Consider the following 14,602-nt stretch of genomic DNA (forward strand, 5'->3'; position numbering starts at 1 on the left):
CCCGCGACCCCCGGCGTGACAGGCCGGTATTCTAACCGACTGAACTACCGCTGCGCGTCGGTGCAACCTTTAACGTTGCGTCTTGCCCGAGGGCAAAACTCTCAAGAAGTGGTGGGTGATGACGGGATCGAACCGCCGACCCTCTGCTTGTAAGGCAGATGCTCTCCCAGCTGAGCTAATCACCCTTTGCTTCGTTGAGGCCGCGAAATTTACGCAGGTAGCGGACCTAAGTCAATAGCCTGCTTGAAGTTTTTCTGAAAAAGACAAAAATGACTTCAAGACGGCTACCGGCCCTACTCGCTGTAAATCATCTTCTTGCTCATGCCGCCGTCCACCACGAACTCTTGCCCGGTGACGAACCCGGCCTGGCGTGACAGCAACCAGGCCACCATCGCCGCCACGTCCTCCACCGTCCCCACCCTGCCCGCCGGATGCTGGGCATGATCGGCGTCGGTGAGCGGTTCTGCACGCCGCGCAGCCGGGTCACGTGCGTCGATCCAGCCAGGGCTGACCGCATTGACCCGCACTTCCGGCCCAAGGCTCATGGCCAGGGCGTGGGTCAGGGCCAACAGCCCACCTTTGCTGGCCGCATAGGCTTCGGTGTCAGGCTCGGATTGACGCGCCCGGGTCGAGGCCAGGTTGACGATGGCACCGCCATGGGCACGCAGGTAAGGCGCGCAGTGCTTGGCCAACAGCATCGGCCCGCTGAGGTTGACCGCCAGCACGCGATTCCAGTACGCCAGGTCGAGGCTTTCCAGGGTGATATTGCGCGGGTCGGCCACCGCCGCATTGCAAACCAGCGCGTCCAGGCGCCCGAACTGCCCCAGCACCTCGGCGACACCCTGGGCCACTTGCTTCTCGTCGGCCACGTCCATGGTGATAAACCAGGCATTGTCGCCCAGCACCTTGGACACCTTGGCACCGCGCTCGCGGTCCAGGTCGGTCAGCACCACCTGCCAGCCTTCACTGATCAGCCACGCGGCAATCCCGAGGCCAATGCCCCGCGCCGCGCCCGTCACCAACGCCACGCGCCCGTTACTGGCCGCTGCGGCCTCCATGGACCACTCGATCACAAGGCCGCCAGCCCGCGGGCCAGGTCTGCCTGCAAGTCGGCAATGTCTTCCAGGCCCACCGCAATGCGGATCAGGCTGTCACGGATGCCGGCCGCTTCACGCTCCTGGGGCGCCAGGCGCCCGTGGGAGGTGGTGCTCGGGTGGGTGATGGTGGTCTTGCTGTCACCCAGGTTGGCGGTAATGGAGATCAAGCGCGTCGCGTCGATAAAGCGCCAGGCGCCGTCTTTGCCGCCCTTCACTTCGAAACTCACCACCGCACCGAAACCACGCTGCTGGCGCTGGGCCAAGGCGTGTTGCGGGTGGCTCTTGAGGCCGGCGTAATGCACCTTCTCGATACCGTCCTGTTGTTCCAGCCACTCGGCCAGGGCTTGGGCGTTGGCGCAATGGGCTTTCATGCGCAGGCTGAGGGTTTCCAGGCCTTTGAGGAAGATCCAGGCGTTGAACGGGCTCAGGGTCGGGCCAGCGGTGCGCAGAAAGCCCACCACTTCCTTCATCTGCTCGCTGCGACCAGCCACCACGCCGCCCATGCAACGGCCCTGGCCGTCGATGAACTTGGTTGCCGAGTGCACCACGATGTCCGCACCCAGCTTCAGCGGCTGCTGCAAGGCCGGGGTGCAGAAGCAGTTGTCCACCACCAGCATCGCGCCTTTGGCATGCGCGACTTCGGACAGCGCAGCGATGTCCACCAGCTCAGCGAGCGGGTTGGACGGCGATTCGACGAACAACAGCTTGGTATTGGCCTTGATGGCCGCCTCCCAACCGGACAGGTCCGCCAGGGGTACGTAGTCCACTTCAATACCGAAACGCTTGAAGTACTTTTCGAACAGGCTGATGGTCGAGCCGAACACGCTGCGCGATACCAGCACATGGTCGCCGGCGCTGCACAGGCTCATCACAACCGCCAGGATGGCCGCCATGCCGGTGGCAGTCGCCACGGCCTGCTCGGCACCTTCCAGGGCCGCGATGCGCTCTTCGAACGCGCGCACGGTCGGGTTGGTGTAGCGCGAATACACGTTGCCCGGCACTTCGCCGGCAAAGCGCGCAGCGGCATCGGCGGCAGTACGGAACACGTAGCTGGAGGTGAAGAACATCGGGTCGCCGTGTTCACCTTCCGGGGTACGGTGCTGGCCGGCGCGCACAGCCAGGGTATCGAAAGCTACGCCATCGAGGTCGCTGTCCAACCGACCGGCATCCCATTCCTGACTCATGCTGCGACTCCTTATTCAATTCTTTATTTAAGATACAAAACCGGCCCCTCAGGGCCGGTGTTTACTCAGTTGTTATACAGATCGATGATCGCGCTGACCGCCTGGGTCTTGATCTTCGACGAGTCGTTGCGCGCCTGTTCGATCTTGTTCAGGTAGGCCTCGTCGACATCGCCGGTCACGTACTTGCCGTCGAACACGGCGCAGTCGAACTGCTCGATCTTGATCTTGCCACCGCCAACCGCTTCGATCAGGTCCGGCAGGTCCTGGTAGATCAGCCAGTCGGCGCCGATCAGGTCGGCCACATCCTGGGTAGAACGATTATGAGCGATCAACTCATGGGCGCTCGGCATGTCGATACCGTACACGTTCGGGTAACGCACCGCAGGCGCGGCGGAACAGAAGTACACGTTCTTAGCCCCGGCTTCGCGGGCCATCTGGATGATCTGCTTGCAGGTGGTGCCGCGCACGATGGAGTCATCCACCAGCATCACGTTCTTGCCGCGGAACTCGAGCTCAATGGCGTTGAGCTTCTGGCGTACCGACTTCTTGCGCGCCGCCTGGCCGGGCATGATGAAGGTACGGCCGATGTAGCGGTTCTTCACGAAGCCTTCGCGGAACTTGACGCCCAAATGGTTGGCCAGCTCCAGCGCAGCGGTACGGCTGGTGTCCGGGATCGGGATGACCACGTCGATATCGTGCTCGGGGCGCTCGCGCAGGATCTTCTCGGCCAGCTTCTCGCCCATGCGCAGGCGCGCCTTGTAGACCGAGACGCCGTCGATGATCGAATCCGGACGCGCCAGGTAGACGTGTTCGAAGATGCACGGGGTGAGTTTCGGCGCTACGGCGCACTGACGGGTGTGCAGCTTGCCGTCCTCAGTGATGTAGACAGCTTCGCCCGGCGCCAGGTCGCGGATCAGGGTGAAGCCCAGCACGTCCAGGGACACGCTTTCAGAAGCGATCATGTACTCGACGCCTTCGTCGGTGTGACGCTGGCCGAACACGATCGGGCGAATGCCGTGGGGGTCGCGGAAACCGACGATGCCGTAACCGGTGATCATCGCCACCACCGCATAACCACCGACGCAACGGTTGTGCACATCGATCACGGCGGCGAACACGTCTTCTTCGGTCGGCTGCAGCTTGCCGCGCTGGGCCAGCTCGTGGGCGAACACGTTGAGCAGCACTTCCGAATCGGAGCTGGTGTTGACGTGGCGCAGGTCAGATTCGTAGATCTCCTTGGCCAGTTGTTCAACGTTGGTCAGGTTACCGTTGTGCGCCAAGGTAATGCCGTAAGGCGAGTTGACGTAGAACGGTTGAGCTTCGGCCGAGGTCGAGCTACCGGCAGTCGGGTAACGCACATGACCAATGCCCATGTGCCCGACGAGGCGCTGCATGTGACGCTGATGGAACACGTCACGCACCAGGCCATTGTCCTTGCGCAGGAATAACCGGCCGTCGTGGCTGGTCACAATACCGGCAGCGTCCTGGCCGCGGTGCTGGAGGACGGTTAGCGCGTCATACAGCGCCTGATTGACGTTCGACTTACCGACGATACCGACGATGCCACACATGCGACGCAACCCCTACTTAATGAATCTTGACTGAACACAGCTTACTGAGGCGTTTTGGCCGGCAAGAGGTGTTCCTTGAACGGAAGATCAGCGGGTACGCTGATTCCGCTGGCCAGCCACTGACTGCTCCACCCCAATATGAGGTTTTTGGACCAGTCTGCAACCAATAGAAATTTTGGCACGAGTACCGACTCCTGCCACCACGAATCCTGCTGTACCGGCCCCAGGCTCAACAGCCCGACCGCCACGACCACCAGCAGCGCGCCACGCGCAGCCCCGAAGGCCATGCCGAGAAATCGATCGGTCCCGGAAAGGCCGGTGACACGTATCAACTCGCCAATAAGATAATTGACCATTGCCCCCACCAACAGCGTGGCGATGAACATGATGGCGCAGCCCGCGATGACGCGAGCCGAAGGTGTCTCTATGTACCCGGCCAGGTAGACCGACAGCGAACCACCGAACATCCAGGCTACGACTCCTGCGATGATCCAGGTCAGCAACGACAGTGCTTCTTTTACGAAGCCGCGGCTTAGACTGATCAAAGCGGAGATGGCGACGATTGCAACGATCGCCCAATCAACCCAGGTAAATGGCACAGTGCAGCCTACGTACGGATAAGGCGGCGCATTTTAGCAGAGCGCCGGGCTATCGGTAAGCGGTGATTGCGGGTGCTTTGCAAATCAATAGATTGGGCGGTGTGAACGCCATTTCAAGCCCACCATAAATCAATGTGGGAGCTGGCTTGCCTGCGATGAGGGCGGAACATTCGACATCGTTGTCGATTGAACCACCGCCATCGCAGGCAAGCCAGCTCCCACATTTACCAGCCAAAGCCGGCGGTTGTTCAGCCGCGCTCGGGCTGGAAACGCACCACGAAACCGTTGAGGTTCTGCTGGCGACCCAGCAGATCGCGCAGGCGATCTGCCTCGGCACGCTCGATCAGCGGCCCGACAAACACACGGTTCTTGCCGTCGGCGCTGCGGATATAAGCGTTATAACCCTGGGCTCGCAGCTTTTTCTGCAGGGCGTCAGCACTTTCGCGGTTGGCCAGGCTGGCCAGTTGGATCGACCAACTGATCGGCAGGCCATTAGGGTCGATGCGGCTCTGGCCCACATCCGGCTTGCCCGGTGCCGCAGGCTGCGGCGCTACCGGTTTGGGCACTGGCGCAGGGGCGGCCGGCTTGGCAGCAACGGCCGGTGCCGGGGTCGGCTTGACCACCGGGACACTCGGCTGCACCGGCATCGAGGGCGCCTCTTGCGCGGCAACGTCTTCATCGGTGGGCACAGGTTCTTGCGGCAACGCCTGGGGCTCAGGCACCACCACCGGCTCGACCTGAACCTGCGGCACCACCGGTGCCTGGGGCGCGGCAGGGGCTTCAACCACCACCTGGCGCTGTTCGTCCTGGCGGGAGAACAGCATCGGCAGAAAGATTACCGCCAACGCCACCAGCACCAAGGCCCCGACCATTCGCTGCTTGTATGCGCTATCCAGTAATGCCATGTGCAGCTTCCTCCGTGGAGCGCCGGGCCAGCCATTCAAGCGCCTCGGCAACACAATAAAATGATCCGAACAACAGGATTTCGTCCTCGGCCGTCGCTACCGCACACTGCGCCTCCAGGGCCGCAGTGACGCTTGCATACGACGCCACCGGCGCGCCAAGGTTCTGCAAGGCAGTTTCCAGCTCAGCGGCGGGACGGCTGCGCGGCGTATCCAGCGGCGCAACAGCCCAAGACTGGACGCTGCCCAGCAGTGGCGCAACCACGCCGTCCAGGTCCTTGTCGACCAACAACCCGAACACCGCCAGGCGACGCTCCAACGGCGGGGTACGCGCCAGACGCTGAGCCAAGTACTGCGCAGCATGGGGGTTATGGCCCACATCCAACATCAGACTCAGGCGCTTGCCTTGCCAGTCGAAGGTTCGGCGATCCAGGCGCCCCACCACTTTGGTTGCCAGCAAGGTCGCGGCAATCTGCGCGGCATCCCACGGCAGGTCCAGCAGCAGATAGGCTTGCAGCGCGAGCGCGGCGTTTTCCATCGGCAGGTTCAGCAACGGTAAATCAAGCAGCTCTACCCGTTGGCCACGTGCATCCTGCCCACGCCATTGCCAATGGGTGTCGCCGATGTCCAGAGTGAATTCGCGACCGCGCAGGTAGAACGGGCAATCCAGTTCGCGCGCCTTGTCCAGCAAGGGTTGCGGCGGATCCAGGTCACCGCACAGCGCCGGACGGCCCTGGCGGAAGATCCCGGCCTTTTCAAAAGACACCGATTCGCGGGTATTGCCCAGGTAGTCAGCATGATCGACACCTATGCTGGTCACCAGGGCCAGGTCGGCATCCACCACATTGACCGTATCCAGGCGCCCGCCGAGGCCGACTTCCAGCACGACCACATCCAGTTGCGCACGCTCGAACAGCCAGAACGCCGCCAGGGTGCCCATCTCGAAATAGGTCAGGGAGATGTCGCCACGCCCGGCCTCCAGCGCAGCAAAGGCTTCGCACAGCTGGGCATCAGTGGCCTCTACGCCATTGAGCTGCACCCGCTCGTTGTAGCGCAGCAGGTGCGGCGAGCTGTACACGCCGACCTTGAGGCCCTGGGCCTGCAACAGCGCGGCGACAAAGGCACAGGTGGAGCCTTTGCCGTTGGTGCCGGTCACCGTGATCACACGCGGTGCCGGCTGGCCCAACCCGAGGCGGGCCGCTACCTGTTGCGAGCGCTCCAGGCCCATGTCGATGGCGGACGGATGCAACTGCTCAAGGTAGGCGAGCCATTCGCCCAGGGTTCGTTGGGTCATAGGTTTGCAGGCACCGGCGGCACGACGATCGGCTCGACCTTAGGCGCAATGTACACAGGCGTCGGCAGGCCCATCATTTGCGCAAGCAGGCTGCCCAGGCGCGGGCGCAATTCGCCACGCGGGATGATCAGGTCGATCGCACCGTGCTCCAGCAGGAACTCGCTGCGCTGGAAGCCTTCCGGCAGTTTTTCCCGCACGGTCTGCTCGATCACACGTGGGCCGGCAAAGCCGATCAGCGCTTTAGGCTCGCCAACGATCACATCGCCCAACATCGCCAGGCTGGCGGACACGCCGCCGTAGACCGGGTCGGTCAGCACGGAGATGAACGGGATGCCTTCTTCACGCAGACGCGCCAGTACCGCCGAGGTCTTGGCCATTTGCATCAGGGAAATCAGGGCTTCCTGCATACGCGCACCACCAGAGGCGGCGAAGCAGATCATCGGGCAACGGTTTTCCAGGGCATAGTTGGCAGCGCGAACAAAGCGCTCACCGACGATGGCACCCATGGAGCCGCCCATGAAGGAGAATTCGAAGGCCGAAACCACCACTGGCATGCCCAGCAGCTTGCCGCTGACCGAAATCAGCGCGTCTTTCTCGCCGGTCTGCTTCTGCGCGCCGACCAGACGGTCCTTGTACTTCTTGCTGTCGCGGAACTTGAGACGGTCAACCGGCTCCAGGTCGGCGCCCAGCTCATTACGGCCGTCGGCATCCAGGAAGATGTCGATACGGGCGCGTGCGCCAATACGCATGTGGTGGTTGCACTTGGGGCAAACGTCCAGGGTCTTTTCCAGCTCCGGGCGATACAGCACCGCGTCGCAGGATGGGCATTTGTGCCACAGACCTTCAGGAACCGAGCTTTTCTTCACCTCGGAACGCATGATCGAAGGGATCAGTTTGTCTACTAACCAGTTGCTCATGCTTTCTTTTCTCCAGTACCGGTGGCTTGAACACAGCCCCGCGTATGCCCTTGAGCTAAATTCATATGTGGCGATGACACAGGCGGGACGGGGTCAGACGTTGGACCTGCCATTTCCCGCCCGTATCCTCAGCCTTCCAGACAACCTGCCAGCGCAGGGTTGCCACTTCGTTTCCGGGCCACCCACAGGCGGCGCCGGGCTGTTTTACACAGTGGTAGTTATGGACGGCGGCAGACTGCCAGCCGTCACATCCCACCCCTGCTGTTGCGCACGGCCTGCATGAACGCGCGAATCTTGCTCGGGTCCTTTATCCCCTTGCCCTGTTCCACCCCACCGCTGACGTCCACGGCATACGGCCGGACCTGTTCGATGGCCGCCTGGACGTTCTCAGGGGTGAGCCCACCCGCGAGGATAACTGGCTTGCTCAAACCCTCGGGAATCAGCGACCAGTCAAACGCCTCGCCCGTACCACCGGGTACGCCTTCGACGTAGGTGTCCAGTAGAATCCCGCGAGCGCCGGCATACGCGGCGCAGGCTGCGGCGATATCGTCCCCGGCCTTGACCCGCAACGCCTTGATGTACGGGCGCTGATAGCTTTCGCATTCCTCTGGCGATTCGTCGCCGTGGAACTGCAACATATCCAGCGGCACCGCATCCAGGGTTTCGTTGAGCTCGCAGCGGCTGGCGTTCACGAACAGCCCCACGGTGGTCACAAAGGGCGGCAACGCAGCGATAATCGCCCGCGCCTGCAGCACATTCACCGCCCGTGGGCTCTTGGCATAAAACACCAGGCCAATGGCATCCGCCCCCGCTTCGACCGCCGCCAGCGCGTCTTCTATGCGGGTAATCCCGCAAATCTTGCTGCGAACGGCTGACATGTCGTAGGAACCTCAGGGTTGGACCGAGAAAGTCCCGGATGGTAACAAAAGCTTTTCCGGGCGTCAGCCGCCAAGTTCGCTGAAACCGGTGAGGAAGTGCGGCCCGATAAAGCGTTCCGGCAGTTCGAACTCGTCGCGGTACTCCACATCCACCAGATACAGGCCGAACGGATGCGCCGTGACCCCGCCCGTGCGGCGAATGCGGCTTTCCAGCACTTCCTTGGCCCACTCCACCGGGCGCTCACCGGTGCCGATGGTCATCAGCACCCCAGCGATATTGCGCACCATATGATGCAGGAAGGCCCCGGCACGGATATCCAGCACGATCATCTTGCCGTGCCGCGTCACCCGCAGGTGGTGGACTTCCTTGATCGGCGACTTGGCCTGACACTGGCCGGCACGGAAGGCGCTGAAGTCATGCACCCCGACCAGATGCTGCGCGGCTTCGGCCATGCGCTCGGCATCCAGCGGGCGGTGGTTCCAGGTAATCTCTTCATTGAGGTGCGCCGGGCGGATCTGATCGTTGTAGATCACGTAGCGGTAACGCCGGGCGATGGCCTTGAAACGCGCGTGGAAATGCGCCGGCATGACCTTGGCCCAGCTGACGCTGACGTCATGGGGCAAATTGATATTAGCGCCCATCACCCACGCCTTCATCGAACGCTCGGCCTGGGTGTCGAAGTGCACCACTTGGCCACACGCGTGTACACCAGCGTCGGTACGCCCGGCACACATCAGCGACACCGGCGAGTTGGCGACTTTGGACAGGGCATTTTCCAGGGTTTCCTGCACCGTCAGCACCCCGGAGGCCTGACGCTGCCAGCCGCGATAGCGCGAGCCTTTGTATTCCACGCCCAGGGCGATGCGGTAAAAGCCTGCGGCCGCCATTTCGGCAGCCGCGTTATCTATATTTGCCAAGAACTGTGAGCCTGATGAGTTGCGCAAAGGCGGGCATTATAGGGCGTCAGGGTGCATGAGTGGACTTTAAATGTGGGAGCGGGGTTGCTCGCGAATGCGCCGTATCATCCAGCACATCAGCAGTTGAACCACCGCATTCGCGAGCAAGCCCCACATTTTTCTGCGTCGGCCGTTAGATTCGGCCGAGCATTTCCTTGGCTTCGCTACGCTGACCTTCGTCGCCTTCGGTCAGCACTTCAGACAGGATGTCTTTCGCGCCTTCGGCATCGCCCATGTCGATGTACGCCTGGGCCAGGTCAAGCTTGGTGGCCACTTCATTGGTGCCGGAGAGGAAATCGAACTCTGGCTCGTCCTCAGCACCCAGCGCGGCATCTTCAGCTGTGAAGGAAGGCCCGATCGGCGGATGTTCCAGGCTCTGAGACAAACGATCCAGCTCAGCATTGACGTCGTCCAGCTCCGAAGCGAAGGCATCGGACTTGGCCGCAGGCGCGCTCGGCTCATCCGCCAGCGACAGGTCAAAGTCTTCCGGCAGGTCGAATTCGTCCAGCGCAGCCGGCGTCAGGGTCGGCGGCTCTACCGGCGGTACATCCTTGATCTGCCCTTCCAGGCCCGACAGGAAGTCGTCATCGGATTGCGACGCGGGCGGGTCCAACTGCAGGTCCAGGTCAAAGTCCGACAGGTCCGGCGCATCGGCCTTGGGCTCGGTCTGTTGTTTGAGCAGCGATTCAAAGGTTTGCTGGTCTTGCGCGATCTCGGCCGGCGAGGCAGCTTCCAGGTCATCCAGGCTCAGGTCGAAATCGGTGTCGAAGGTATCTGCCTGCGGGGCTGGGGTCGGCTTGTCGTCGAGCAGGTCCTTGACGTACTGCGCATCCAGGGCTGCGGCGGCCACTGCGGCACTGACACCCGCGGCCAACACGGCCATGGCCGGGAAACGCGCCTTGAGCTGCTCGACCTGAGCATGGTTCTCACCGTTGGCCACCAACTGGCGCTCTTGGGTAACGAACCCGTCCTTGTTGTTCTGCAGGCCATAGACTTCCATCAGCTTCAAACGCAGGTCGCTGCGTTTGGGCTCGCGCTTGATGGCTTGTTCAAGCACATCCGCCGCCTGGTTCAGGTGGCCACGGTCGATATGGGACTGGGCCTGGGCCAGGGCGTCGCTGGAATTTTCCTGAGCCACGGCAACCGCCAACGGCGCCAGCACAGAGGCGACCGTCGGTGCCACAACCGTCTCAACCACCGGTGCAGGCGCGGGTGCTGGCGGCGTTGCGGTGTCGAGCTTGACGCTCGGCGGCGGTACTTCAAGACCCTCGAAGCTGTCAGGCGGCAGGTCTTGATCGATATTGGAAACGAACTCAGGCTCTTCGGCCAACGCCCGCGCCATGCGCAGATGCTTCTCTTCTTCGCGACGAGCATTGCGATGGCGTGCCCACAGCAGCAGAAGCAGCAACACCACCAGCAGGGCCGCACCGCCAAGGATGCCGAGCACAATCGGGTTGGTCAGCAGGTCGTTGAACTTGCCTTCAGTGCTGGCCGGCGCGGCAGCTGGCTTAACCGGTTCAGGCGCTGGCGCTGGTGTTGCAGCGGGAGCTGCCGGCTCGGCTGCAGGTTCACCCGGCAACTGCGCGGGCATCGCGGCGGTCTGTGGTTCACCCGTTTGCGCCTGCAAACGAGCCAACTGGTCATTCTTGAGCTGGATCAGCTTTTGCAGCTTGTCCAACTGGCTTTGCAAGTCGGCGGCACGGCTTTTCAGCTCTTCGTTGTCGCGCCGCGTGGTGTCGAGCTCTTCCTGGGTCATCGCCAGCTTGTCGCTCAGGGCGCGGCTGTCACCGACGGTGCCCTTTCCACCTTTCTTGGCGGCTTCGGCCGACACCAGGCTCAAATTGTCCTTGGCCTGGGTGCTCGACGGCGCATTGCCGGCCTGGGTGCGCTTGGTCGCGTCCAACTGTGGCTTGCCGGCCACTTGGCTCTGCGGGCCACGACGGCCCTGGCGCCAGGCGGCGTTCTGCGCGCTCACTTCGGCGATCGCTTGCGGCTGCGCCAGGGCGGTGCTTTGCGTAGCGTCCGGCAGGCGCAGGACCTGGCCGGTTTTCAGGCGGTTGATATTGCCGTCGACAAAGGCATCCGGGTTAAGCGCCTGGATGGCCAGCATCGTTTGCTGGACCGAGGCGCCATTGCGATTCTTTGCGGCAATTTCCCACAAGGTGTCGCGGGACGTGGTGGTGTGCTGGGCAGGCGTGCTGGCGGCAGGTGCGGTACTGGCTGGCGCGGTGCTGGCCGGCGCGCTCGCCGTCGGGGCCGGCTGGTCGAACTTGGCCGGGTCGAGCAGCACGCTGTAATCACGCATCAAACGGCCATTGGGCCATTGCACCTGCATGAGGAAGCGCACATAGGAATCGGGCAGCGGCTTGCTGGAGGTCACGCGCACCACGCTGCGACCTTCGGGGTTGATCACCGGGGTGAACGTCAGGTCATCGAGGAACGCCTGGCGATCGACACCCGCGTCCACGAAGGCCTGGGCAGACGCCAGGCTGGGGGTGATCTCGGACGCGGTGAGGCCGCCCACATCGCGCAATTCGATTTCCACGGACAGCGGCTGGTTCAACTTCGACTTGAGGGTCATCTCCCCAAGTTGCAGCGCCTGCGCCATACCGGAGGACAGCGCCGAGGCGGCCGCTATTGCTAACACCAGTTTGCGAACTTGAACCATAGCCTCATCCTTTGTTTGAACGCTTCCCGCCCTGCGAGAAGGTTGGTAACCGCTGCCATTAGGCATGGCGAGCCGATAGGTCACCGACGCGCTTGTGTTTCACTTGGGACCAAGCATAGCGCCTGGTTAGAATCAATCTACAAATTGCCGCCAAGTATCTTTTACACAAGGCCTTTTATCAACAACTGCGCCAGCTCCACGGCGTTCAGGGCCGAGCCTTTGCGTACGTTATCTGACGTCAGCCAAAGATTTAGTTCCGCCGGGTCGTCGATACCGGCGCGAACTCGCCCTACGTACACCACGTCCTGGCCAACGGCATCGCCTACGGCCGTGGGGTAATCGCCCTCCTCGACCCGCTCGATACCCGGCGCAGCCTCGAGGGCGCGGTTCACCGCGGCCAGGTCGACCGGCGCGGCCAGTTGCAGCGACACAGTCAGGCTATCGCCGAAAAACACCGGGGCTTGAACGCAGGTGGCGGAAATCTTTAGTAAAGGTGTTTCCAGCACGGCGCGCAGTTCGTGGACGAGACGTTTCTCCAGGGCGGTATGACCTTGGGCATCCGGCGTGCCGACTTGCGCCAGCAGGTTGAACGCCACTTGCCGATCGAAGAACGCCGGCTCCAGGGGGCGTACGTTCAGCAGCTCGGCGGTCTGGCGCGCCAACTCGCTGACGGCCTCGCGGCCCTGGGCAGAGATGGCCAGGTTGGCGGTGACGCTGACGCGCTGGATGTCCACCACACCGCGCAAGGGCGCCAGCACCACCGCGAGGTACGTGGCACAGGGGCTCGGGCTGCCGAGTTGAAAAGGCTTTTTCAACGCGTTCAGCACATGGGCGTTGGCCTGCGGTACCACTTGCGGCGCCTGCTCGGCGGGCAATGCGCCGGACAAGTCGATCACCGCGCAGCCAGCGGCGGTGGCACGCGGGGCGAAACTCAGGGTCACCGCTGGGCCTGCGGCGAAGAACGCCAACTGCACCTTGCTGAAGTCAAACGTGTCGACTTCTTTGACCCGCACGTTCTTGCCCCGAAACGGCACCGAAGCCCCCGCCGAGTTGCTGCCCGCCAGCAGGTGCAAGGTGCCCACCGGGAACTCCAGCTCTTCGAGAATCTGCACCAGGGTTTCGCCAACGGTACCGGTGGCGCCGATCACGGCGATTTCAAAGGTCTGGGTCATGGGATTGCCTCGGGCATTACGGGGGAGCGGCACTTTACCGGGTGGTAGAGGGTGAGGCAATTACAGCCCCCCTGATCGTTCCCACGCTCTGCGTGGAAACGCCTCCTGTGACGCTCCGCGTCACGCCTCTAAAGCAGACGCAGAGCGTCCAGAGCTGCATTCCCACGCAGAGCGTGGGAATGATCACAAAGGCAACAAAAAACCCGCGCCTGTCACCAGAACGCGGGTTTCTGTTATTGCTTCAAGCGATCAACGCTCCAGCAAAATCCGCAACATGCGACGCAACGGCTCAGCCGCGCCCCACAGCAGTTGGTCGCCGACGGTGAACGCGCCGAGGAACTGACTGCCCATGTTCAGCTTGCGCAGGCGGCCCACCGGTACATTCAGGGTGCCGGTGACCTTGGTCGGGCTCAGCTCCTGCATGCTGATATCGCGGTTGTTCGGCACCAGCTTGACCCATGGGTTGTGCTGGCTGATCAACCCTTCGATATCGGCGATTGGCACGTCTTTGTTCAGCTTGATGGTCAGTGCCTGGCTGTGGCAACGCATGGCGCCAATGCGCACGCAGATACCATCCACCGGGATCGGGTTCTTGAAGCGACCCAGGATCTTGTTGGTTTCGGCCTGGGCCTTCCACTCTTCGCGGCTCTGGCCGTTAGGCAGTTCCTTGTCGATCCACGGGATCAAGCTACCGGCCAATGGCACGCCAAAATTCTCGGTCGGGTAAGCGTCGCTGCGCATGGCCTCGGCCACACGGCGGTCGATATCGAGGATCGCACTGGCCGGGTCAGCCAGTTGATCGGCGACAGCGGCGTGGGTCGCGCCCATCTGCTTGATCAGTTCACGCATGTTCTGCGCGCCGGCGCCGGAGGCCGCCTGATAGGTCATGGCGCTCATCCACTCCACCAGGCCCGCTTCGAACAGGCCACCCAGGCCCATCAGCATCAGGCTCACGGTGCAGTTGCCGCCCACGTAGTTCTTAGTGCCGGCGTCCAGTTGCTGATCGATGACCTTGCGGTTGACCGGATCGAGGATGATCACCGCGTCATCCTGCATGCGCAGGCTCGAAGCGGCGTCGATCCAGTAACCCTGCCAGCCGGCTTCGCGCAGCTTGGGGAAGACTTCGCTGGTGTAGTCGCCACCCTGGCAGGTCAGGATCACGTCGAGGCTCTTCAACTCTTCAATGCTGTAGGCATCCTTGAGCGGGGCAATATCCTTGCCCACGGACGGCCCTTGGCCACCTACGTTCGAAGTGGTGAAAAACACCGGCTCAATAAGATCGAAATCCTGCTCTTCCAGCATCCGCTGCATGAGCACGGAACCGACCATACCGCGCCAACCGATCAGACCTACACGTTTCATC

12 protein-coding genes and 2 tRNA genes (1 of these 14 only partly in view) are annotated in these 14,602 nt (G+C 62.5%); all 14 read right to left on the reverse strand.

Features of this window, described 5'->3' with window-relative positions:
• Positions 1–54 (reverse strand) — tRNA-OTHER (locus E1K68_RS18360) (it extends 92 nt beyond the left edge of the window).
• A gap of 55 nt (positions 55–109) precedes the next feature.
• Positions 110–185 (reverse strand) — tRNA-Val (locus tag E1K68_RS18365).
• Positions 186–293: 108 nt separating this feature from the next.
• Positions 294–1,058, reverse strand: coding sequence for an SDR family oxidoreductase (locus E1K68_RS18370; RefSeq protein WP_003192533.1), 765 nt, complete (start codon positions 1,056–1,058; stop codon positions 294–296).
• 11 nt (positions 1,059–1,069) lie between these two features.
• Positions 1,070–2,281, reverse strand: a complete 1,212-nt coding sequence (locus E1K68_RS18375; protein ID WP_003192536.1) for an O-succinylhomoserine sulfhydrylase — start codon at positions 2,279–2,281, stop codon at positions 1,070–1,072.
• 65 nt (positions 2,282–2,346) lie between these two features.
• The gene (gene purF / locus E1K68_RS18380; RefSeq protein WP_003192537.1) at positions 2,347–3,852 is read right to left on the reverse strand and encodes an amidophosphoribosyltransferase; all 1,506 of its coding nucleotides are present in this window, start codon (positions 3,850–3,852) and stop codon (positions 2,347–2,349) included.
• Between the two features lie 41 nt (positions 3,853–3,893).
• Entirely contained in the window at positions 3,894–4,451 is a 558-nt protein-coding gene (locus E1K68_RS18385; protein WP_003192538.1) for a CvpA family protein, read from the reverse strand.
• Positions 4,452–4,699: 248 nt separating this feature from the next.
• Positions 4,700–5,356, reverse strand: coding sequence for an SPOR domain-containing protein (locus E1K68_RS18390; protein WP_003192540.1), 657 nt, complete (start codon positions 5,354–5,356; stop codon positions 4,700–4,702).
• The gene (gene folC, locus E1K68_RS18395) at positions 5,340–6,647 is read right to left on the reverse strand and encodes a bifunctional tetrahydrofolate synthase/dihydrofolate synthase (RefSeq protein WP_034134167.1); all 1,308 of its coding nucleotides are present in this window, start codon (positions 6,645–6,647) and stop codon (positions 5,340–5,342) included. The genes E1K68_RS18390 and folC overlap by 17 nt, the downstream gene beginning before the upstream one ends.
• A complete protein-coding gene (accD, locus tag E1K68_RS18400) occupies positions 6,644–7,564 on the reverse strand; it encodes an acetyl-CoA carboxylase, carboxyltransferase subunit beta (RefSeq protein WP_003192545.1) in 921 nt (306 codons plus the stop codon). The genes folC and accD overlap by 4 nt, the downstream gene beginning before the upstream one ends.
• Positions 7,565–7,809: 245 nt before the next feature.
• Positions 7,810–8,442, reverse strand: a complete 633-nt coding sequence (locus tag E1K68_RS18405) for a phosphoribosylanthranilate isomerase (RefSeq protein WP_003192547.1) — start codon at positions 8,440–8,442, stop codon at positions 7,810–7,812.
• Between the two features lie 63 nt (positions 8,443–8,505).
• On the reverse strand, positions 8,506–9,330 hold the full coding sequence (gene truA, locus E1K68_RS18410; RefSeq protein WP_003192549.1) for a tRNA pseudouridine(38-40) synthase TruA: 825 nt from the start codon (positions 9,328–9,330) through the stop codon (positions 8,506–8,508).
• Positions 9,331–9,532: 202 nt separating this feature from the next.
• Positions 9,533–12,067: a FimV/HubP family polar landmark protein gene (locus E1K68_RS18415; RefSeq protein WP_003192550.1), complete on the reverse strand. Its 2,535-nt coding sequence runs from the start codon at positions 12,065–12,067 to the stop codon at positions 9,533–9,535.
• Between the two features lie 161 nt (positions 12,068–12,228).
• Positions 12,229–13,239, reverse strand: a complete 1,011-nt coding sequence (locus tag E1K68_RS18420; protein ID WP_212614520.1) for an aspartate-semialdehyde dehydrogenase — start codon at positions 13,237–13,239, stop codon at positions 12,229–12,231.
• A 249-nt stretch (positions 13,240–13,488) separates the two neighbouring features.
• Entirely contained in the window at positions 13,489–14,601 is a 1,113-nt protein-coding gene (gene asd, locus E1K68_RS18425; protein WP_003192554.1) for an aspartate-semialdehyde dehydrogenase, read from the reverse strand.
• Position 14,602 lies beyond the last annotated feature (1 nt).

This window comes from Pseudomonas sp. B2021 (assembly GCF_018135665.1).
Taxonomy (GTDB): Bacteria; Pseudomonadota; Gammaproteobacteria; order Pseudomonadales; family Pseudomonadaceae; genus Aquipseudomonas; species Aquipseudomonas lactis.

Excerpts from the sequence above, each read along its gene's own strand:
- E1K68_RS18370 (WP_003192533.1), bottom strand. The coding sequence starts at position 1,058 with ATGGAGGCCGCAGCGGCCAGTAACGGGCGCGTGGCGTTGGTGACGGGC.
- E1K68_RS18375 (WP_003192536.1), bottom strand. The coding sequence starts at position 2,281 with ATGAGTCAGGAATGGGATGCCGGTCGGTTGGACAGCGACCTCGATGGC.
- purF (WP_003192537.1), bottom strand. The coding sequence starts at position 3,852 with ATGTGTGGCATCGTCGGTATCGTCGGTAAGTCGAACGTCAATCAGGCG.
- E1K68_RS18390 (WP_003192540.1), bottom strand. The coding sequence starts at position 5,356 with ATGGCATTACTGGATAGCGCATACAAGCAGCGAATGGTCGGGGCCTTG.
- folC (WP_034134167.1), bottom strand. The coding sequence starts at position 6,647 with ATGACCCAACGAACCCTGGGCGAATGGCTCGCCTACCTTGAGCAGTTG.
- accD (WP_003192545.1), bottom strand. The coding sequence starts at position 7,564 with ATGAGCAACTGGTTAGTAGACAAACTGATCCCTTCGATCATGCGTTCC.
- E1K68_RS18405 (WP_003192547.1), bottom strand. The coding sequence starts at position 8,442 with ATGTCAGCCGTTCGCAGCAAGATTTGCGGGATTACCCGCATAGAAGAC.
- truA (WP_003192549.1), bottom strand. The coding sequence starts at position 9,330 with ATGGCGGCCGCAGGCTTTTACCGCATCGCCCTGGGCGTGGAATACAAA.
- E1K68_RS18415 (WP_003192550.1), bottom strand. The coding sequence starts at position 12,067 with ATGGTTCAAGTTCGCAAACTGGTGTTAGCAATAGCGGCCGCCTCGGCG.
- E1K68_RS18420 (WP_212614520.1), bottom strand. The coding sequence starts at position 13,239 with ATGACCCAGACCTTTGAAATCGCCGTGATCGGCGCCACCGGTACCGTT.
- asd (WP_003192554.1), bottom strand. The coding sequence starts at position 14,601 with ATGAAACGTGTAGGTCTGATCGGTTGGCGCGGTATGGTCGGTTCCGTG.